The organism is Planctomycetaceae bacterium (assembly GCA_041398785.1).
GTDB lineage: Bacteria > Planctomycetota > Planctomycetia > Planctomycetales > Planctomycetaceae > JAWKUA01.
This window is the reverse complement of the sequence record JAWKUA010000001.1, coordinates 451,751-474,590: the sequence shown is the minus strand read 5'-3', so window position 1 is coordinate 474,590 and position 22,840 is coordinate 451,751. Positions and strand designations below refer to the sequence as shown.

General features: G+C 59.2%; 14 protein-coding genes. 13 read left to right on the top strand and 1 reads right to left on the bottom strand.

The annotated features are described in order from the left end of the window. Positions 1–36: 36 nt before the first annotated feature. The 13 genes from R3C19_01800 to R3C19_01740 all read left to right on the top strand — a co-directional run bounded on the left by R3C19_01800 (position 37) and on the right by R3C19_01740 (position 20,786). Positions 37–4,443 (top strand): hypothetical protein, encoded by a 4,407-nt coding sequence (locus R3C19_01800; GenBank protein MEZ6059074.1) that lies wholly within the window; start codon positions 37–39, stop codon positions 4,441–4,443. Continuing rightward, positions 4,401–4,655 (top strand): hypothetical protein, encoded by a 255-nt coding sequence (locus R3C19_01795; GenBank protein MEZ6059073.1) that lies wholly within the window; start codon positions 4,401–4,403, stop codon positions 4,653–4,655. The genes R3C19_01800 and R3C19_01795 overlap by 43 nt, the downstream gene beginning before the upstream one ends. A gap of 2 nt (positions 4,656–4,657) precedes the next feature. Beyond that, entirely contained in the window at positions 4,658–5,956 is a 1,299-nt protein-coding gene (locus R3C19_01790; protein MEZ6059072.1) for an Ig-like domain-containing protein, read from the top strand. 118 nt (positions 5,957–6,074) lie between these two features. Continuing rightward, positions 6,075–8,579, top strand: coding sequence for a diguanylate cyclase (locus tag R3C19_01785; protein MEZ6059071.1), 2,505 nt, complete (start codon positions 6,075–6,077; stop codon positions 8,577–8,579). A gap of 332 nt (positions 8,580–8,911) precedes the next feature. Next, entirely contained in the window at positions 8,912–10,162 is a 1,251-nt protein-coding gene (locus tag R3C19_01780; GenBank protein ID MEZ6059070.1) for a PQQ-binding-like beta-propeller repeat protein, read from the top strand. Between the two features lie 745 nt (positions 10,163–10,907). Beyond that, positions 10,908–12,542 carry a flagellar hook-length control protein FliK gene (locus R3C19_01775; GenBank protein ID MEZ6059069.1) on the top strand — a complete coding sequence of 545 codons (1,635 nt, stop codon included), beginning with the start codon at positions 10,908–10,910 and terminating at the stop codon, positions 12,540–12,542. Next, positions 12,505–12,924, top strand: coding sequence for a flagellar hook-length control protein FliK (locus R3C19_01770; protein ID MEZ6059068.1), 420 nt, complete (start codon positions 12,505–12,507; stop codon positions 12,922–12,924). The genes R3C19_01775 and R3C19_01770 overlap by 38 nt, the downstream gene beginning before the upstream one ends. A gap of 28 nt (positions 12,925–12,952) precedes the next feature. Further along, positions 12,953–13,330: a flagellar hook capping FlgD N-terminal domain-containing protein gene (locus R3C19_01765; GenBank protein MEZ6059067.1), complete on the top strand. Its 378-nt coding sequence runs from the start codon at positions 12,953–12,955 to the stop codon at positions 13,328–13,330. Between the two features lie 46 nt (positions 13,331–13,376). Further along, positions 13,377–15,017, top strand: a complete 1,641-nt coding sequence (locus R3C19_01760; GenBank protein MEZ6059066.1) for a flagellar hook-basal body complex protein — start codon at positions 13,377–13,379, stop codon at positions 15,015–15,017. A 409-nt stretch (positions 15,018–15,426) separates the two neighbouring features. Next, complete coding sequence (locus R3C19_01755) at positions 15,427–16,575, top strand: sialidase family protein (GenBank protein ID MEZ6059065.1); 1,149 nt, start codon at positions 15,427–15,429, stop codon at positions 16,573–16,575. 496 nt (positions 16,576–17,071) lie between these two features. Beyond that, entirely contained in the window at positions 17,072–17,302 is a 231-nt protein-coding gene (locus R3C19_01750) for a carbon storage regulator (GenBank protein MEZ6059064.1), read from the top strand. Positions 17,303–17,376: 74 nt separating this feature from the next. Next, on the top strand, positions 17,377–19,638 hold the full coding sequence (locus tag R3C19_01745) for a S41 family peptidase (protein ID MEZ6059063.1): 2,262 nt from the start codon (positions 17,377–17,379) through the stop codon (positions 19,636–19,638). Between the two features lie 347 nt (positions 19,639–19,985). Then, on the top strand, positions 19,986–20,786 hold the full coding sequence (locus R3C19_01740) for a hypothetical protein (GenBank protein ID MEZ6059062.1): 801 nt from the start codon (positions 19,986–19,988) through the stop codon (positions 20,784–20,786). A gap of 140 nt (positions 20,787–20,926) precedes the next feature. On the opposite strand, the gene R3C19_01735 is transcribed toward R3C19_01740, so the two are convergent. Beyond that, on the bottom strand, positions 20,927–22,768 hold the full coding sequence (locus tag R3C19_01735) for a putative Ig domain-containing protein (protein MEZ6059061.1): 1,842 nt from the start codon (positions 22,766–22,768) through the stop codon (positions 20,927–20,929). Positions 22,769–22,840: the final 72 nt, after the last annotated feature.

Here is a 22,840-nt window from a genome sequence, read left to right as displayed (position 1 = left end):
ACGACGCTCCGGTGCTGGACCTGAACGGTGCAGACGGTGCGGGCCACGATTTCTCGAACACGTTCACGGAAGGCGCCCGGACCGGTCAGCGTTACGGACAGCGATGCGACGCTGAGCGACGTTGACAACACAACGTATCTGGGGCTGGGTCTGAATCTCGCCGGTTTCGTGGATGGAACGAGCGAGCGAGTCACGATCGATGGCGTGACGTTCGCATTTGGAACCGGTCTGACAACAACAACAACTGTCGGCAGCACAACGTTTGAACTCGACTTCGACGGCAGCGGTTTCACGATCGCCAACAACGCCGGCGGCGCGGCGCCTCAGGCGGATCTTGAAGCCCTGATTCGCACGGTTCAGTATGAAAATACGTCGCTGAATCCGACAGCAGGCAACCGTCAGTTGAACTTCATTCCGCAGGACGCAGGCGGTCTGAACGGAGCGACCGCTGTCAGCACCATCACCGTCAGCGGAACAAACACGGCTCCGACACTTACCGCGTTTTCTGCACCGGTGGACACGACTCTGGAAGACGCGGAAGTCGAAGTCACGTCTGCCGAACTGGCGGCTCAGGGGGACGAAACGGACGTGGACGGCACGGTGATCGCGTTTGTCGTGAAGAGCGTTTCGTCCGGCACTCTGAAAATCGGCACCAGCGCCGGAACGGCCACGGCATGGGCCGCCGGAACCAACGACACGATCGACGCTTCGAACAATGCTTATTGGACTCCGGCAGCCAGCGCCAATGGAACTCTGACCGCGTTTTCCGTTGTCGCGAAAGATGACGGCGGGCTGGAATCGTCCTCTGCGGTGACAGTTCAGGTGGATGTGACGGCCGTGAACGATGCTCCTTCCGGCGCGGACAATACCGTGGCAACGGTTCGCGATCAGGATTATGTGTTCTCGACCGGCGATTTCGGTTTCTCAGACGTCGACGGCGACAATCTCCAGTCGGTAATCCTCACGACATTTGCATCCAACGGAACGTTGTTCGTCGATGTGAATGATGACGGCGTCATTGACGCTGGCGAAGCGCTGACAATCGGACAGGCGGTCACGGCTCCGATTATTCAGGCCGGGCAACTCAAGTTCCGACCGGTGGCTGGAGCTAGCGGTATTGGCTATGATTCGTTCAGCTTCCAGGTACGCGACGATGGTGGCACGGCCAACGGTGGAGTCGACATCGATCCGACCCCGAATACGATGACGATCGATGTCAACGACGCGCATCGCATCGAAGGAAATATCTTTGAAGACGTCAACGGTGATGCTCAGTTGGGCGATGCAGTCCTGCTGTCGAACGTGACTGTCTACCTGTATCAAGACGTCGACAACGATGACGCGATTTCGGCGGCCGACACGCTCGTCGCCAGCACGACCACAGACGTGAATGGTTTTTATCGGTTCAACAGTCTGGCCGATGATACGTATTTCGTCGTGGTGGATTCGCGAACGATTGCGCCAGGTGCCGGCTTGAATGCCACGTTTGCTCCGACGGACATCTGGGCAGAACAAACTTACGGCGTGGCCGGAGCGGCCAGCGGTGCGGACTTCCTCGGCAGCAGTGGAGCGTTGTTTGGTGGCCGCACGGCGGATGTCTCCGACGATGCCAGCTCGCTGATGACTGCTGAGCACGTCACCCGAGTTGGCGTCAACGGCAGCGATGTGGGCAATATCGACGCGGGTTTCAGTTTCAATGTCGTGACCGGTGTTCGTGACGGCGACGATGTAGGCGGTGAAAATCGCAGTGTTCAGGGCAGTCTGCGGCAGTTCGTGACCAACGCGAATGCAATTGTCGGTGCGAATGTGATGCGATTCGTTCCGGGCGTCGCGACGAACACGAGCGACGGAAGCGGCAACGATTGGTGGTCGATTCAATTGACCAGCTCGCTGAATCCATTGAACGACACGGGCACCGTCATTGACGGAACGGCATACGACGCAGCGGACGGCGCAACCGTTTTGAATTCGAACGCTGGCCAGATCGGCAGCGGCGGCACGGTGGGTCTGGGGGCCGACGGAGTGCTCGGAACCGGCGACGATGTGACAATTACTCAGTTCGAACGTACGGAACTGGAAGTTGTCGGAGCAGCGACATCCACACGTGTGATCGTTGCCAATGGTGACGATTTCGAACTGCGCGACCTTGCTCTTCGGAAGCTTTCAGACGGCAGCACCACGAGTGCTCTGGCTGGGATCTACGGAGCAAATTCCACAATTGCAGATTCACTGTTCGGCGTCTCGGCCGACGGCACGAAGTATGGCGACACAGGCACAAATGCGACGTTTCTGGCCCTGAACTCAGTCAACGGCGGAACAGTTCAGCACAACTACTTTGGCTACGGAGGCTCCGACGTCGTCAATGTGCTGGGCACAACGGATTCGACCGGCGTCAACATCATCGGCAACGAAGCCGACGGGCAGTTCAAGTTCGGCATCAGCGCGTACGGCGACAATTTACTTGTGTCGGGCAATCTGGTTCACGGCGTGATGAACGGTTTCGGCATCGGGACGTTCTACGGACCTTACACGAACATCGCCATTGAGAATAACACGGTCCGAGACACAACGGGATACGCCGCGATCGCGGCCGGATTCGGATCCAACGACGTCACGGTTCGCTACAACATTGTGCACGACAATCTGTTCGGCATTCATGCTCGAGGCGATGGTGCGAGCGGTTACGACGACGCCAATAATGCCGTGTTCTCGATGAACTCCGTGTACAATAACGGCGATGGCGGCCTTGATGTATTCGAAACGGATGTCAACGACGGTCTGCTTGATCCGACGGCACCCAACGAAGGCATCGACCACCCGATTGTGACCATGGCCAATCTGGTTGGCGGAAACCTGACTCTGGCCGGTTACGTCGGAGCAGCTCCAGGCGACACGGACTTTGCCAATGCACGTATCGAGTTCTTTGTCAGTGACGGCAGCGGCGAAGGGCAGACATACATCGGCTTCCTGACGACCGATGCCACCGGGCGGTTCAGTGGCGTGCTGGCGGCCGCCGGTGTCCTGAACACCGATTCCCTGGTGGCGACGGCGACGCTGGCTGGGATTGGGACATCGGAATTCGGCAATGAGTTCGCTGTGAACGTCGGGCCGGTGATCAGTGTGCCGGGAACTCAATCGGCTCAGGAAGACACATCACTGTCGATCAGCGGACTTTCAGTGTCTGATGCCGACACCAATGTGACCAGTGTTCAGCTTTCGGCGGGAAGCGGATCGCTGACGGTCACTCTGCAGGGAGTCGCTTCGATTAGTGCGGGAATCAACGGCACGTCGACTCTGACCGTCAACGGAACTCAGGTCGACATCAATTCCACGCTGGCAACGCTAAGCTACCTGGGCAACGCCAACTGGAACGGCACGGACACGATCAGTGTGCTGGCTACGGATGGCGGCGGGTTGACTCATGCCGACAGCTTTGACGTGTCGGTGGCATCGGTCAACGATGCTCCGGTTGTCGATAACGGGGCGAATATTGGGTACGCCGAAGGCAGCGGCGCGGCGGCGTTCACAACGAAACTGATTGCAGATGTCGACGGCAGTGACTTCGACGGGGGCGTCCTGACCGTGACGATTTCGTCCGGCAGCGATGGCAGCGATCTTCTGACAATCATCCCCAACTATGGCGCGTCGGTGGTCGGCAGTAATGTCGTCGTGGGTGGTATCACTATTGGCACGATCGCCGGGAATAATACCAACGGGCCGTTGACGGTCACCTTCAATACCAGCGCTTATCTGTCGGACGTGCTGGCGGTGTATCGAGGAATCGCAATCCGTAACGTCACAGACAATCCCGCGCCGGGTGCTCGCGTGGTAAGCGTCGTGCTGACGGACGGCGACGGCGGAACCAGTAACACGGCCACGGCGACTCTGACTCTGACGGCCGTCAACGACAATCCATACAACAGTGGCAGTCTTCCGGCGAATGTTACGGTCACCGAAGACGTTGCCACGTCCATCGATTTGTCGGCGATCACTCTGGCCGACCCGGACGCCAATTCCGGTTCGCTGACGTTGAAGCTGACCGCCGGTGCCGGCAATCTTACAGCAGCCGGCGGAACCGGGATCATCGTCGGATACAATGGCTCCAGCGCTATTACGCTGACCGGAACGCTGACAGATTTGAACGCGTACCTGGCAACCACGACGAACGTGTCGTATCTGCATCCGACGGCCAACCATAACGGCACAGACATAATCGCCGTCGCAATCAACGACGGCGGAAATACCGGATTCGGCGGCGGCACCGACATTTCGCTCGGCACAATCAACGTCGACATCACCGCCGTCGACGACACGCCGACGGTGGTGGCTCCGATCGGCAACGTGACGGTGAACGAAGACGCGGTGTCGACGACGATCATCTGTCGACGGTGTTCGGCGACGTGGACATCGCCACGAACGGTGATTCGCTGTCGTTCAGCGTGACGTCGAACAGCAACGCGACGCTGGTGAACGCATCGATCAGCGGCACAATTCTCACGCTCGACTTCCTGCCGGATCAGAACGGCACGGCGTCGATCGTGATCCGGGCGACCGACACGAGCACGCCGACCGGGTTGTTCGTGGAAGACACGATTTCGCTCACGGTCAACGCGATCGACGATGCACCGACCGTGGTGCTCCGATCGGCAACGTGACGGTGAACGAAGACGCGGTATCAACGACGGTCGATCTGTCGACGGTCTTCGGCGACGTGGACATCGCGACCAACGCCGATTCACTCACGGTCAGCGTGACGTCGAACAGCAACGCGACGCTGGTGAACGCATCGATCGTCGGCACAATTCTGACGCTCGACTACCTGCCGGATCAGAACGGGACGGCGTCAATCGTGATCCGAGCGACCGACACGAGTACTCCGACCGGTCTGTTCGCGGAAGACACGATTTCGCTGACAGTCAACGCGGTGAATGATGCTCCGGTGGCTACAGGCGAGAGGCATAGTCTCAATCAGGCAGACATGCTCACGGTGTCGGCTCCCGGACTTCTTGTGAATGACACTGACATCGATGGTGATCTTCTGAGTGCTGTGCTGGTTGGCGGGCCGTCCAACGGATCGCTGACTCTGACTGCTGACGGTGGATTCACTTATGTTCCTGATCCTGTGTTTTCCGGTACGGATCAGTTTGTTTACGTCGTGACGGACGGAGCATCGAGCAGCAGCGCGGTAACGGTGACTCTACAAGTAGTTCCGGCCGTGGGTTACACGCCGCCTTCGACAGACACCGACGGAGATAGCGGCGATCCCGACGGAGACGCTGAAGGCACGGACGGCGACGGCGGCTCGGACAATGCCGACGGAAACCCGATCGACGAGACACCTGAATCACCAGGCACCGGATCAGAAGAAGATTCGCCGGACGACACTTCTCCGACTGTGACGATTTCCGCCACGGGCCGGGGAGGATCACCGTCGGGACTGGTGAATCTGGTGCGTGACGAGTCTGGACCGAATATTGCCACCGGTCCGGAAGACACCATGATCGGTATTGACGTCTATCTGGTGGCGATTCCGCAATCGGTGGAGCTGGCGGCGACGGGTGTCGCAGCGTCGGCGGCAGCACTGCCCGTTTCGATTGTGGGGCCTGTGACGTCGACGCTGTTTGAGCGGGTGGAACTGACAGGGTCAGCGTTTGCGTCGCTGTTCCTGCTTACCGACGCACAAGCCAGCCTGCCCGCAAACGATGACGATACCCGGGAACAGAGAATTCCCGAAAAGGTCGTGATCGGGTCAGCGGCGGCGGTTTCCACGTCGCTGTCCGTGGGATATGTCGTGTGGATGCTGCGCGGCGGATCGCTGCTGACGACGTTCCTTTCATCGCTTCCGGCATGGCAGGCATTCGACCCGCTGCCGGTTCTGGAAAGCTTCGAAGACGAAACGGAAGGGGAGACGGACGGCGATTCTCTGGCATCACTGGTGAAGGGAGATGTGACGTAGACCGAGATCCCGGTCCGACGCGATTGACGTCGCCGGCATTGGCATTGGTTCATGCCGAAGCCCACAAGCGTCACGCGATCGTGCTTTTCGGTCGAGACTGCAGAGTTCCGAAACAACCATGCCCCGTTTGTCGTCAATTCATCGCATCGTGCTTGGACTCGTGGGTCTGTCGGTCAGCGTTCTGCTGGTCGCCGGACTGCTGGGGTTTGTGCCCGACGTTCGCCCGCGGGAGATTCAGGCGCGGCAGGCGTTTTGCGAATCCACAGCCGTCGCGTTCATGGAGATGGCCCCGCGGATGTCGGAGTCAACGCTGACGGAAACGCTGCAGCGGATGGCGACTCGTCATCCTGACCTCATTGCGATCGGCATTCGCCGCGAAGCCGGTGATGTCGTGATGACGTGCGGCAACGCGGATGATGAATCCGGCAGCGGTCGTGTCGATGCCCAAAACCAGACGCTGTTTGAGCTGCCCATCGAAGCGGACGGCCGGCCCTGGGGACAGATGGAGTTTCGGTTTCATTCGGTTCCCGGAGTTTCGGTTTTCGGATGGTATCTGCGTCCGGATTTCCTGCTGGTTGTATTTGTCGGCTGCGCGCTGTTTGCCACGTTTTCGCTGTACCTGCAGAAGGTGCTGAAGCATCTGAGCCCCAACAAGGTCGTTCCGAATCGTGTGCGTGAGGCGCTGAATTCACTGGCGGAGGGACTGCTGGTCCTGGACCGCAATCAGGCGATTGTGCTGGCCAACAGTTCCTTCGCTGCCAGCACCGGCATGAATCCAGAAGACCTGATCGGGCTGCATCCGAATCGATTCGGATTTCAGTGCGGTCCGGACGGCGGTGAAAAGGAACTTCCCTGGGATATCACATCCCGTGAATCCCGGTCGGTACAGGGCACATTGCTGACATATGACCGCGACGGTCAGGAATTGACGTTTTCGGTCAGCACCGTCCCGGTGCGGGATGAAAAGAATCTGAATCGCGGTGTCGTGGCAAGTTTCGAAAACGTGACCGTGTTGCAGGAGAAACAGAAGGAACTGCGCAATGCGCTGGTTTCGCTGCGAACATCCAGCGAAGAAATCCGCACGCAGAACCGCGAACTCGAATGGCTGGCGACTCGCGATACTCTGACCGGCTGTCTGAACCGGCGCAGTTTCTTCAAGGCGTTTGAGGCCGCATGGTCGAAGGCTCACCGGCAGCAATCGCCCCTGGCGGCGATCATGCTGGACATCGATCATTTCAAGAAAATCAATGACACCGCCGGCCACATCGCGGGCGACGACGTGTTGAGACAGGTGGCGAACGCAGTCCACCAGACCGTCGATCCCGATGACGTCGTGTGTCGCTACGGAGGTGAAGAGTTCACGATCATGCTGGAAGGCAGCTCGATCGATGAAGCGGAACTGATGGCGGAAAAATGCCGTCTGGCGATCAAGGCCCTGCGCATCAGCGGACTCCGGGTGACGGCCAGTTTCGGCGTTTCTTCGGTCTGCCAGGCGGCCGACAACATACAGACACTTCTGGACCAGGCGGACAAGAGCCTGTACGCGGCAAAGCGCAGCGGACGAGACCGCGTGGTTCGCTGGGACCGTGCCCAGTCAGTCGTCGGCGAGGACACCGAAATGCCGACAGCCGGTCCGCAGGAAAGCCGCGGTTCCGCTCAGGATGGTTCCGCGATTCACTTTCATGCGGTCGCCGCGCTGACCACAGTGCTGGCGCATCGAGACCAGGAAGCGGCAATTCACAGTCGGCGCGTGGCGGATATGTGCGTGGCGACAGCGGAAGGACTGCTGTCAATGAAGCAGTGCTATGTCCTGGAAATCGCGGCGCTGCTGCACGACATCGGCAAGCTGGGAATTCCCGACGCCATTCTGCATAAGCGCGGTCCGCTGACGGCGGAAGAACGGGCTCTCGCCAGCCGATACAATCAGTTAAGTGTGGACATCGTGCGCGGTTCGTTCGGTCAGCCGGTGTTGAATGAAATCGTCGAACAGCATGCCGTCTGGTATGACATGAGCAACGCCGATCGCGGAGCCGGGCCGGATCAGCGTCCGTCCATTTCCGCGCGGATTCTGTCCATTGCGAATGCTTACGACACCATGACCAGCGACTCCGCGTGGCGAACGCCGATGTCGCGGTCGGAGGCTTTTGCGGAATTGCGAGCCTGCGCGGGGACTCAGTTCGATCCGGAACTTGTGGAACGATTCATCGGCGCTGTCAGACTGCGAATTCAGACGGCGTCGGCGTCAACAAACGCGTCGCGCGAATCCGCGCTCAGCATCGGACTGCTGCTGGAACGACTCGTCAACGCCCTGGACAAACAGGATCTCCGTGAACTGCTGCCGCTGACACAGCGCATTCAGAAAACAGCCGACGACCATTCGCTGACGGAAATTGCGAAATTGTGCCGCAGCCTGAACCACGCTCTGTCCGAAGACGAAGACCTGATCGAAGTGATGCAACTGGCAGGATCCCTGCTGGATATGTGCCGCTCGACTCAGGCCGTACTGCTGTCGTCAACGCAGAAGTCCGACCGGTCGCCCGGCGAACGCATGCTGGCGAACGCGGGAAACACCATAGCCGTCGCGCGCACCGGCAGCGTGAATGCGGCCATGCCGGTTGGCTGATTTCGGTGCATCCGAAGCGCATGTGCCGTGCGACATTGCCGGTACCGCGACATTCGCCGGATTCGTCGGCAGTGACCGATGGCATCCGATGGAAAGTGGCGGACGCGCCGACTTCGGAATAGACTTCCTCCGTCGAGTCAGATCGGTGTGCGGCAACGCCTGAAGCAGCGAAGCCGGTCGCGCGTTCGCCGTGATGATGCAGGCGTCTGTGGCCGACCGGCGGCGACGCGTTTCGCAACGGCAAGTGTCAGGTCGTCCGACCGCCGCGTCCCGTCCGACGAAACCAGCTCTCAGTTCCTGCCCGCCGGCGCATGATTTCCGCGGAGAAAAGAATGATTATGCGAATTTGCTGTCACGTGATCGCCGTCCTGTGCTGTGTCACTTCACTGAACGCGGCTGACTGGCCGCAGTTTCGCGGCGTCGATTCTCAGGGAGTGTCACAGGCAACCGGGCTGCCGCTGACGTGGGATGATGCATCCAACCTGCGCTGGAAGGCAAAACTGCCGGGCGCCGGTGCATCCAGTCCGATTCTGCTCAACGACCAACTCTACGTCACGTGCTACAGCGGGTACGGCCAGGGCACGTCGTCGTCCGGCGAACTGAAGGATCTGCGGCTGCATCTGCTCGCGGTCAGCCACGCCGAAGGCAGCATTGTCTTTGACCGGGTGATTGAACCGACGTTTCCGGAAACTGAACGAGTTCGCGACCACGGTTACGCCGCTGCCACTCCGGCAACCGACGGAGACGCCATTTACGTGTTCTTCGGAAAAAGCGGCGTGATGCGGTTCACTCCGGACGGCGAATTTGTGTGGCGGACCAGCGTCGGCGACGGAACTCACGAGTGGGGCTGCGGTACGTCGCCTGTTCTGTTCGAAGATCTGGTGATCGTCAACGCCAGCGTCGAAAGCGGCGATCTGGTCGCGCTGAATAAGCAGTCCGGCAAAGAAGTCTGGCGCGCCGGCGGAATGAAGGCGTCATGGAACACACCACATCTGGTGACGCTGCCGGACGGACGTCGCGAACTTGTCGTCAGCGTTCGCGATGACATACTTGCCTTCGATCCGGCGACCGGAAAGTCCCTGTGGCAGTGTCAGGGCATTCCGGATTATGTCTGTCCCAGCATCGTTTCGAAGGACGGCATCGTGTATGTCATCGGCGGCCGGCAGTCGCGAGCCATGGCGATTCGTGCCGGAGGGCGCGGGAACGTGACCGACAGTCATTTGCTGTGGTCGGCGAATGCCGGAGCCAACGTCTGTTCGCCGGTGATTCATGGCGACCACTTGTATTGGGTCAGCGACCGCAACAGCGTTGCCTACTGCGTCGCGCTGGCGACCGGCGAAGTCGTCTATCAGGAACGATTCCCCGATCAGCCGTACGCCTCGGCTCTTGCCGCTGACGGCAAGCTGTACATCGTGACTCGGGAAGGCGGCACGTACGTACTCGCCGCGTCACCGGAATACCGCCAGTTGGCTCACAACCGGTTTGCCGACCGCAGCACGTTCAACGCCAGTCCGATCGTCGCCGGCAACGACCTTATTCTTCGCAGCGATTCGTACCTGTACTGCATTGGCAGCGATGACTGACCGGAATGCGCCACTCCTGTCATTCCCGCACCACTCCCGTCATTCCCGCGCAGGCGGGAACCCAGCACCACCTCCGTCATTCCCGCGCAGGCGGGAACCCAGTCCGCACACAGCAGCTTCCTTCTGCCCGACGGAACCCGGTACGCTCTCCTCGCGGCAAGAAACCGCGGCCACAGATTTCACAGATGCACACAGATTCTTTGCATCCGTGCCCTGCACTGCTCCCGTCATTCCCGCACCACCCCCGTCATTCCCGCGCAGGCGGGAACCCAGTCCGCGCACAGCAGCTTCCAACAGCCCGCCGGAACCTGACCTCGCGACTCGCATATTGATATTCCCCATCTGTGTGAATCTGTGAAATCTGTGGCTGAATATTTTCGTCCGCACCACCCCCGTCATCCCCGCGCCACCCCCCGTCATTCCCGCGCAGGCGGGAACCCAGTCAGCACACAGCAGCTTCCGACAACCCGACGGATCGTCGGCGCGCTGCAGCGTTCTTCGGCGGCGAATGTGTCGTATCGCGCCCGAATGCTTCGGGTTAACCCTGCGCCGTTGTTGCCGTGTCAGTGACGATCGTCAAAGTTTTTCGTCACGCCGGTCGAGCGCGATTGGCGGCGTGCCGATAACACAACATCAGGGGCGGCCACGTTGACGGTGTCGGATTCATTTCGCGCGGTCAACAGCGGCGCGATTGCGAACAGTCAGCTTGCGGCGTTCGCTGAATCAGATTCTGCACGGATGCGGAATGCATGGGCTGCCCGGTCACGCTCCGACTTTGGACGGCATGCAAATGGAATCACTGCCGCTATTCGCAGGACTGCAGCGCACTTCGCCTGCCGACGCTGCGTCCAGGCAGTCCGCCGCCGGTCGTGATACCGGAGAATCTTCACCGGGACTGTTTGTCGCCACGGTGCAGGAATTCTGTTCGCCGGAAACTCACTGCAGTGGGCCACGCGCTGCATCGAAGGCAGCGGTCGAGTCCAGCTCCGAACCGGATCTGGAATCGCAGCTCGACGACAGCGCGCCGCTGGCAGGCACCGTTCAGATCTGCGACTTCCATGTGCCGCCACCGGTTGAGTCACCGGACGACGAAGGCGACGACGCGATTTCAGAAATCGCGGAAGGACTCCAGCCCGTCGCGCTTCTGTCCTCGGTCATCATAGCGGTGGACGTGCCGGCCGATGTTTCCAGCCAGGATCAGATCTCAACCGCCGCAGCGGTTAGCTCGATCGAAGGCGTTTCCGAGATTCCCGTTTCGAACGCAGCGCCGTCACTGATCGACAACGCCGGCGAACTCAGCAATCTGACTAATGCGTCACCGAATCTTTCGCGTGCTGCCAGGCGTCCGGCGATTCAGGTTTCTGTCGACGCTGCCGGCAACCGAGTTATCACAAGAATCGATCGTCCGTTCAGACAGGCGACAGACGCGATCGACGCGCCACTGGATTCGGACGGTGAGTGGACGCAGTTGGCCGGGATCGGCGACACCACCGCTCAGTCTGTCCTGCCAACGGACACCGCTTTGTCTCCGGGACTAGATCTGTCCTTACCGACTTCGATTCCGGCCACGAACCAGGTCCGCGACGCAGGCCAGTCCGGTTTGAACCAAACTGTTTCGGCTGATGCGATTCCGGTGGTTCAGGACGCCGGCGGGTTGTCGACCGAAGCGGAATCCGTCGTCTCGCAAACGACGAGTGCTGCCGGAATTTTGGAAACGAGTTCGATTGCGGCTGGCGAGGAATCCGTTTCAGAACCATTGACGACACAGATCAGCCGAGTGTTGCAGGCGAGAGTGTCTTCCTCAGATTTCAGCGGCACACAGAAATTCAATGTCCGACTGTCGCCGCCCGACCTGGGAACGGTGCAGGTTCAGGTCACACGCAGCGAAGGCGGTCTTCAGGTTCAGCTTCAAGCAGACAGCGACGTCGGACAGGCGATGCTTGCGTCGCGCGTCGCCGATATCCGGCGGGAATTGCAGGTGCAGCAGGTGCGAATTGCCGACCTGCACGTGGATTCCGGTGTGAACGTTCAACACAGCTTTCGGGAAGTTGACATCGCCTTCAGGACCGACGCAGGGCAACGTCTGATGATTCCCGGTCGCGGTTTCGACGCCGGTCATACGTCACCTGGCCGACGTTCGGCTGCCAGGCGGTCCCGCAGCAACTCAGAACGTCCGCAGGATTCACGGCAGGATCGCTCCGGAAGTGTTCGACTCAGCGAATCTGAATGTCGACGAAGCGAAGGTCGGTTCAATGCCGTCCACAGGCACTGCCGGATCATTCTTCCCGGACGTCGCCGCCGCATTGGGAGCTCCCGTGACAATCGCGGGACAGGTGGTCAGCGTGCTTCGCCAGCACGTCGCGACCGGCGCGCCTGCTGACCGGCCGGAGATTACCTTCCAACTGGATCCACCGGAACTCGGAGCATTACGGATCCGGTTCCTCCAGACGGACGGCGGTGTTGACGTTCGAATCCAGGTTCAGAACGACGCGACGCTGACGTTGCTTCAGACGCGAGGATCAGAGATCTCACAGGTTCTGAATTCCCTGGAGATTCCCGCGGATCGACTCATCTTCGAAGGGATGAGCAATTCGGGCGACGATTCGCAGTTTCTGTCTTCGCACGACAGTCCGGCGGAACGCGGCTCCGCGTTTGAACACCCCGGCAGTTCCTCCCGCAAAGGAAGTACGCAGCGAGTCGCCCGGCGCCAAAACGTTCCGGGCGGTGTCACAGCTTCAACGCTGCTCAGTTTTCGGGCCTGACATTCGTCATTGAAGGATTCCAGCAGTCATGGCAGTCACTTCCACATTCGATGCATCGCTGGGGCAGCAGCAGTTTCTGAACCTGCTGGTGACCCAGCTTCGAAACCAGGATCCACTGAGTCCGACTGACCAGCAGGACTTTCTGGCTCAGTTGGCTCAATTTTCATCGCTGGAACAACTGCAACAAGTAAACGCGGGGCTTCAATCGGTGGAGCAACAACAGCTACTGGCGGGCGGAACCGGGCTTCTGGGCCGAACCGTGAGCTATGGCGGCACCGAATCCGGAGTGGTTGAGGAACTGACGCGTCAGAACGGTCAGGTACTCGTTCGAGTCGGCGACAATCTGATTCCACTGGCTGACGTGCAGAGTGTTCGGCAGGACGCCGGAAGCTCGGTGCCAGGGTAGATCTTCACTTTCACATCAACGAACGCTGTTTGCCAGGAGACAATTAATGGCCAATTCCCTTCTGACCGGCATCTCTGGCCTTCGTGGTCATCAATCAATGCTGGAAGTGATCGGCAACAACCTTGCCAACCTGAACACCATCGGCTTCAAGTCTGCTCGTGTGATGTTTGCCGACCTGCTGTATGAAGGCAGCCGGGCAGCCACATCCAGTGCTGGCCAGAGTGCCGGCAGTGTCAACCCGCTGCAGGTCGGAACGGGAAGCAAGGTCGCCAACGTTGACAGGCTCTTCAGCCAGGGCAACCTGGAACAAACCGGCGAACGGCTGGATGTAGCAATCGAAGGCAACGGATTCCTGGTGACACGTTCGGGCAACAACACGTTCTACACCCGATCGGGAGCATTGGGAATTGATGAACAGGGCTTCCTGGTGGATCCCTCCAACGGCTCGTTCATTCAGCGATTCGGAATCGTCGGGGAAACAAACCCGACCAGTCCGTCGTTTCAGGTTCCCGGCGACACGCGAATTCGAGTTCCGTTCGGAGCGGCAATTCCCGGCACCCCGACGACTCAGATCACGCTCACCGGAAACCTTCCCGCGAATTCAAACGGACCTCAGGCACAACTCGTGACCAGTGAAGCACTCACAACGGGCGTTGCGCAGACGAACGCGGATGCGACGACGCTGCTGGTGGACCTGAACCCGGCGCCCTGGGCTGACGGCGATGTGATTTCGTTCTTTGGACGTGACTCCGACGGTGAACCGATTCCGCAGACTGGTAACACGTTCACGGTGACCGCAACATCGACGCTGGGTGATCTCAGAGATGCCGTTGCTGCTGTTCTGCCCGTGTCCACGGTCTCCATTGTGAATGGTCAGATACGGATCGAAGCGAATGACACCGGGCCGTCGACGCTGTCCTTCGAAATGGTTGGTGGAACCGGTGTCAAATTCACTCAGATTGTGGAAGGAAAAGACGCCACTCTGATCACAGGAACGCTGCCGGTGTACGACCCGCAGGGCCTGGAGCGGAGTCTTTCGTACCAACTGGAAAAACAGCCTGACGAATCCTGGACACTTTCGTTTTCCCTGCCTGACAACTCCGACCAGTTCCTGGACAACGTCGTGGAAGGCATCCGTTTCGGACTTGACGGGTCGCTGCTTCAGGTCGCGGGAACCGGTGCGGGTGACCCGAATATTGAGGTTCTCTTTGCCGGAGCCCAGGCCACCCAGGCGATCTCGATTTCCTTCGCGACGGACGACGGAGCCGTGACGCTCAGCGAAGTCGGCAGCACCAGCAGCCTGAACGTCGACATTGACGGATTCATTCCGGGAGAAATTTCAGACGTGGCCATCTCCCGGGACGGAACGATTGAGGCGATCGGCAGCAACTCTGTGAAGTTCCCGCTGGCACAGCTTGCGATTGCATCATTCAGAAACAACGACGGACTGTTGTCTGCCGGCAACAATGTCTATCGATCGTCCCTCGCCAGCGGCAGTGCCGAAATCGGTTCCGCTCTGTCCGGTGACCGCGGTGCGATTCTTTCCCGGCAACTGGAAGGTTCCAACGTCGACCTCGCGCTTGAGTTCACCAAACTGATCGTTGCTCAGCGTGGTTTCTCCGCAAATGCCCGAACGATCACCGTCACGGACGAAGTGCTGGGTGAACTGACAAACATCATTCGATAGTTCGTCGTTGCTGCGACCCGCGCTGCAGGGCCGGTCCGTTCCGATGACCGGATCCGGCCTGCTTCCCGGTGACTCTGCCCCACCTGCCGCTTACGGGCTGCGACTTCCCCACTGTCGTCTGGCAATTCTGTGGCCCTGTCGCGCGAACAGCAAACGGTTGCGGGTGGCCGACAACATCCCTCCCCGTCTTCATCGCTTCTCCGCGCATGCGCCTTCGCGTGAGAGTCGCTCGCCGCGATGGTGTCGCGAGTTCCCGCACCTTTTGTGGTTCGTCCAAACCGGACTGCGGAAACGGCCGCCGTTGGTGTGACGGGCAGGAGCGATGATCGCTACGGCTTCGCGAATTCCTTTGTTACGCTTTCCGGTTCATCACGCTCAGTCAACGACCATGTTTCGGAAAGCCACTCTCATGCGAATACGATCTGCAATTTTGCTGGCTTCGATGTTGCTGCTGATGCTGCCGTCCGCTGATGCTCAGCAGCGGACGTGTTCGATTCCGTTCATCGATCTCGACGATCAGGTCTACCGCCAGGTTGTCGTCGACCGCGAAGAAGGCCAGTATCTGGGACATCCGACGACTGTGCTGCTGGAAGACGGCCGCACTCTGTTGTGCGTCTATCCGAAGGGGCATGGCCGAGGCGGGATTGTCTACAAACGTTCGTCCGACGGCGGCCTGACGTGGAGTGACCGGCTGCCGACTCCTGACAACTGGTCCACATCCAAAGAAGTACCAACGCTGCACCGCGTGATCGACTCGAACGGTACCAGACGCATCATCATGTTTTCGGGTCTCTACCCCTGCCGCATGGCGGTCACGGAAGACGATGGGAAGACGTGGTCGCCGCTGGAGCCCGTCGGCGACTGGGGCGGAATTGTCACGATGGGATGTGTCGTTGAACTGACAACTGGACCGGGGCACTACATGGCAATGTTCCACGACGACGGACGGTTCTTCGCTGAACAGCCTCATCAGGAAAATCCGGTCGCCTTCACTCTCTTCAGAACGCTGTCGACGGACGGCGGACTGACATGGTCGTTTCCCGAAGTGATTCGCAAATCATCGAGCCACCATATCTGCGAACCCGGAGCCATCCGGTCTCCGGACGGCAAACAGTTGGCGGTGCTGCTGCGGGAAAACAGCCGCCGACACAATTCGCAGATCATTTTCAGCGACGACGAAGGGAAGACGTGGACTGAGCCTCGCGACATGCCCGCTTCGCTGAACGGCGATCGACACACAGCCGTTTATTCGGCGGACGGCCGGCTGTTTGTTTCTTTCCGGAGTGTGCAACCGGCGGGTTCTGCGAAGCCCGAACACGACGGCGACTGGGTCGCGTGGGTTGGTACGTATGAAGACCTCAAACAGGGCGACGAAGGCCAGTATGTTGTCCGGCTGAAAGACAACAAAAAGGGCGCCGACTGCGCGTATCCGGGAGTCAACATTCTGCCCGACGGAACAATCGTCTCCACAACTTACGGCCACTGGTCCGCGAATCAGCCGCCGTACATTCTCTGCGTCCGCCTGACGCTGGAACAACTCGACGCCCTGGCGAAGTGACGCTCCGCGGCACGGTACGAAATGCAGTGTCGCCTGTGTTTACCCGAAGGCATTTGTCGGGTGATTCCGTTACGCCGCTGGCGGCCACGTCTTGGCTGAAGCAATCAAGACGTCACCTTGCGCGACGCCCCGGGCAGCCAGCCCGCCGCATGTTCAGCGCCACCGGATCGAGACACAGAGATCCTTAGCTGATCTCGATTGTTGCACAGAATTTGTCATTATGACAAACAAATCTGCGGTCCGTCGGTTCGTGATTGCAATCCTTTCCTGGAACGTCTTCGCCCATCGTCAGAGCCTGCCCAGTCTGTAATCTTCAACAAATTCCACAAGGCGTGTATTAGTCTTGAGTTACGTAATGTCTTGTCGAATTGTGATTGTTGGAATCATTTTTGGCACACCATTGGCTTTATCCAGTCACTGTGATGACAACAAGTTCTGTTCATGTCGGACAGGGTTGTCATCGATCACGGAAGACTTCAACTGGAGGTGCTGAATCATGCTCGTACTGACACGCAAACCGGCAGAAACCATCCGCATCGGCAATGACATTGTCATCAAAGTGATTAAGACGGCTCGCGGGGCTGTGAAGATTGGAATTGACGCACCGCAGGACGTTCGCGTTGTTCGCGGTGAGCTTCTGGAAGAATCGATGGCCGAGGCCGCGGATGCAGAGCCCGCCGGGCTGTACCACGGACTTGTCTCCGATCAGTTCCCGCACGTTGCATAGACATTCCTTCACCGGGCTCACCCGGAACACTTCATTCCTGCACAACCAACAACAATCAATCAGGAGATTTGGACATGACGACCCGACCCTCATTCATACTGTCACTGATGCTGACCACAGCCATGGTGGTTACGTCAGCAGCACAGGCACAATATTCCGACACGGGCTACGGTTCCGGATACAGCCCGGATTACAGTGCTCCGTCGTACAATAACGGCAGTGGTTCGTACAACCCGTACCATCCGAGCGGTTACGGAACGGACACGCAGTACCAACCGGCACCCGGCCTTCGCGACAACCGGGACATCTATCCGGCAACCTTCTCACCGGACTACGGTTACGGCGATGGTCGCGACAACTTCCGTCCGGTCCAGGATGATCTTCGATACAACAGTTATGGCGATTTCGGAAACGGAACCGGCTACGGCAGCGATCCGCTGAATCCCGCACCACGGGATTCCCGACAGTGGCAGGGCCGTCGCAGCGGTCGTGCTCGCGGTGATGCAGGCGGTACCGGTTGGGATCGGATTCCCCAGGATTCACTGGCGGATCCGTTTCGGTCGCCGGCCGGTTCCGGAAATGTCAGCGGACCTCGCTACGACTTCATATCGCGGGATAACAGCCTTCAGGACGATTTGTATCGTGACCCGTCCGCCGGCAGTCTGCAGGAGCGTTACCGTGTTCCGCTGGACCGAACCGACTTCGGCCGTCCGGCACTGAACGATGACGGATTGTTCCCCGCATCGCCGGGCCGAACGGACTGGAATCGGCCGACATCTCCCGCTCGCGGTCTGGATCCCTTCACGCCGGCTCCCCTGCCTCAGCGTGACGGAGCTGACGAAGCCAGCGACATCGACAAGATGCTGACGGCTCGATATCCGAATCCGACAACGATTCGTTCGGTGCGTTCGATGTCCACGGATCAGGCGGTTCAGTTGTACCGTGAAGTTTCAAAGCAGACGGACCAGCGTCACCTGGAACCAAGTTCCTACGATCTGCGGGTTCGGCGAGCGATTCGCAACCTGGGAATGGCATTGGACAACCGGGCCTTTGTGCAGGGACTGGGAATCTCCGCGGATTCGTTCCGAACGGACGCCTTTCGCAATTCGCTGTCACGCATCTACGAATCCATGCAGGTTCGAAACATGAACGACGCGGAACGAGTGATGCAGGCGGTGATGCAGGAAGCTCAGTCCGTTCCCGGTCTGGGCCCCAACGTTGTGGCCTTCGAATTCACGAATGCAACGATCGATACGCTTGACAAGTTTTCGGCCCTGGAACCCGCAGACCCGAACCGCGGAGCTGCCCTGGAGACGGAGACTAAGAGTGCCGGTCTGGAAAGTGAAATCGTGGGCATCGGCGTGGAAGTCAAGGAACACGCCGATGGCTTGCTGCTGATGAAGACTCTTCGCGACGGACCAGCCGCTGAGATCGGTCTGCAGGCTGGCGACATCATCACTGCTATCGACGGCCGTTCCATCGGCGGAATGCCAATGGCCAGCTCCGTGGATCTGATGAAGGGCCCGTCCGGAAGCTCGATCCGTCTGCAGGTTTTTCGAAAGGGATTTGAAGCTCGTGAGGCAACTCTGGTGCGTCGCCGAATTCGAGTCTGGACCGTCAACGATATGAAGATGCTGTCCGGCACTGACAGCGTCGCCTACCTGAGCCTTAGTCAGTTTGGTCAGACATCGACTCAGGAACTGGATGACGCCCTGCAGCAGTTGTATCGCCAGGGAATGAAGTCTGTGATTCTCGACCTGCGAGGCAATCCGGGAGGTCTGCTGAATGTCTGTGTCGATATCACCAATCGATTCCTGCCCTGCGGAACGATCGTGTCGACGAAGGGACGGCTGTCTTCTGACAACATGCTGGAGACTGCCACGTTTGAACGAACCTGGAGCAATCCGCTGGTTGTGCTGATCGACGGTGACAGTGCCAGTGCCAGCGAAATCTTTGCCGCGGCAATTCAGGAAAATCAGCGCGGCATCATTGTGGGAGATAAGTCGTATGGCAAAGGCACCGTTCAGACGCACTTTCCTCTGCAGACGGTCAGCGGAAATCTGCGACTGACAACCGCCCGGTTCTACTCACCAAACGGCCGGCCGATGTCAGGCTCCGGGGTGACTCCCGACGTGCGAGTGATTGACGAAGACGGTCCCGCCAACGGCGACCGGGTCCTGGAAGAAGCTGTCCGAATTGCTCAGTCGCAGCGGTTGCAGGACATGGCGTCGGCTGCCGGCAAGTGTCGCAACAACAACACGGCGACTCCGCTGCTGAGGAACTCGTTCAACGACAGCAACCGTGACTGTGTCAAGCCACAAACTGTGCTTCGCTGAAACGAAATGACGGGACCTGAAGGCGACGCTTACTGAACCACGATGGTTCAGTCGCCGCAATCGCCCGCTTCGGGCAACTGACCTGAGAACTCAAGAGGAGACCGCGGCATGGACATGACATCCGGACGCACCGAAAATTCATAACCGGTTGACTTGCCACTGAGGACGAGTCAACCGGTTTTGCATTTTGCGTGCCTGGCAGGGAAGCCACACCGATGACGGACAGCTACTATGATTGAGTTCTCTGTGCGGGCCAGCGGACTTCCGGCATTGCTGATTATGGATGCCTGGCTTCGAGATCGCCCGCGACAATCTCGTCGCAAGCCAGATGACAGGGGAACGGCACGATGATTCAGATTCTGCAGACCGCGGCCGGCGTCGCAACTCCACTGGCGCTTCTGGGCCTGGTCGTCGCTTTGTGTTATTTCGCCTACACGCGAAAGTTGAAGCACGCCGAATCACAGTTGAACGCGCTTCCGGAAGATCAGCGCGCCACGGCGATCGACGAATATCTGACTCGCTACGGCATTCAGGGCAAGGACCTGACGCGAGCCGACCGGTTTCAACTGATCCGGGAGGAAATGCGGAAACGTCACCAGAGATCCACGACAATCCTGATTGTCGCAGCCGCCGTTTTCGTGATGTGCTTCGGCCTGGCGGTGTTCGCCTACCTCTCTGATTCGAAGCCGGATACCGCGGGACTGATTGAAGAACTCAACCGCCGCGCGGAACGGGTGCTGAAGACAATGAATGACAGAAAGGCGGAGCTGCAGAATCAGCAGCAGGAAGGTGCTCCCGCGGACGAATCAATCGCCGTCATTACTCAGGCAATCGATCGCTTCGAACTGCTGCATCAGGAGTACATTCAGTCGATCCGCGACAACGACGTGAAGCTCAGCCACGAACGACTGGGCGCGCTGAAGGACTTTCTGAACGATTCCCGGCTGCTCAGCGCGCTGAATCTGGTCTTCCAGCAGCACTACAGCGTCAGAACGCGGCTCGACGAAAACGGTAATCCGGTTGAGGACCGGCATTCAACATGGACGCAGTCAATGACGACCGCTGGGGACGACATGCAGACGCGTTATCTGGCTGGTGTTCCGAAAGACGCTGCGGACGGTCGTTCCGAAGGCCTTGCCGTTCCGTAAGGCAATCCGGGCAGCGGCGTTTGAAGCTGACAGGGGCCGGACACGTCCACAGAGCGAATGGCCTTTGAGCGACGGTGGCCGGTCTCGTTCGGGCCGTCACGTTCAGCGGAATTCCGGTACCGTCGCCGCCGGCAGCAGGCTCACGTCGCCGGAGAGCCTTCTGACGCGCGGGCATCCACCGCGTCGGGCGGGAGTCGCCGGTAAGCTTCGGCATTGTCCGATTTCTTTGGCGGGTCGTCGTCATATCCGGCACCGGTATTTGTGGACGGTGCCACGGCCTCAGCGGCGACGTCGGTTGTGGGAGCCGCTTCAACAAGTTCCCGCTCGCGCAGGTTCTTCCCGAGGGCAAGTATCCACAGGCCTTTTTCGTCGCGAAAGCAGACGGCTCGCTTGTCGATCTCGACGATCTCCGTGTCCATTTCGTCAATCTTCAAACGCTGGCCGACGTGCAGCTTGTCGTGCTTGTTGGTGCCGCGGTTGTAGAACCACGCTTCCATGACACCATCCTTCGACACGGCGCCGGTCAGGTACGTCATCACAGCCGAATCGTCTTTGACCTTCAGTGTCAGACTTTCGCTGGCGGACTTCGCGGGATCGCCACTGTCTGTGACTTTGACCTGAACGGTGTAGTCGCCGGGTGTGAACGTCACAGGTGGCTGCCATTTCATGGTTCCGCTGGTGGCATCGATGGCCAGACCCTCGGGAACAGCGTCTCCCTCAAACGCAAAGCTGAGCTTGTCGGCCGGACCATCGTCTTCGGCGACCACAGTCAGGATGAATTCCCGATTGATGACCACCACGGCTTCGCTGGGAACTTTCAGCGACGGTGATTCGTTCGGCAGTTTGATCGTGACAGTGAATTCCTTCGACAGGCTGAGTTGATCGTTGTTTTTCTGCGTCGCCAGTACCGTGGCTTTGTATTCGCCCGGAGCGACATCTTCCGGCGACTTCCATTTGATTTCGCCGCTCACGGGATCAATCGCCATGCCTTCGACACCGGTTTCCAGAGCGAATGCGGGTTCACCGATTGCCGTGTTCAGATCGTCGATCCGGGCTGTCATTGACACTTCATCACCGGGAGCGATCGTCGTGTCGGCCACAGCGGCAATCTTCGGTGAATACGTCCTGGGCGCGGCGGGTTTGACGAATGGCGATGCCGCCAGCAGGGACGCGTATTGTTCAAAGCTGTCGTCTCGCCGTTTCCACGCGACCGGAAAATGCTGAATCACAGCCTCCGCGGCGTGAGCGACGGCTTTGGAACCTTCGACTCCGCGTTCCACGGTCCAATTGCCATCGGCGCTCGATGTCACGCGCAGCATTTCTGTTCCGATCCGGGCCAGGAACGGCGGCTTCTTCGGAAATGCGTCCGAGTTACTGACGACCAGTTGCGTTGCATCGGCCGACACGGCTTCCGTGATACTGGAACGGGCAAACAATTCCAGGCGAGCCGGAGTTCCGTCGACGCTGAGGCCGTTCGCCGTCAGAGTCACTTCCATCTGCGGATTACCCTGAGACCCCGTGCTCTCGATGCTTAAGTGATCGATTCGGTGGACGAGATCAGCTTTGTCAAACAGGTCCAGGAATCGGCCCAGACCTTCCAGAGTCGTTTCGCCGGTGACTTCGACCGTCACGGAGTTGTACGAACCCGGCAGAGACTGCTGGCGTCCGCGTTTCACGTCGAGCCTGCCGAACCGGCACTGCAGCGCCAGATTTGTGATCCATTCCTGGTACAGGCGCTGGGCGTCATTCACGTTGGGCGGCAGGCTGGCAAGCTGCGCGTCTTCGATGTTCTGGCGAGCAAACAGCAGCTCATCTTCACGCTCCTTCTCCGCGTCAAAATTGCGATTGGCGGCGTTCAGCTTCTGTTCTGCATCCGTCACGGGCGCCATGACGGACTTCCAGACAGCCGGTCCGATGAATCCAAACATCAGCACCGCCGCCAGCGCGCCACCCAGTATCTTTGTTCGCTGCTTTTCATCCATCGTCGTTCTCACGTTTGTATCTGATCGGTTTCAGCCGTTGAGTTCTGTGTCACCGCCTGCCGCTGGCAGTTG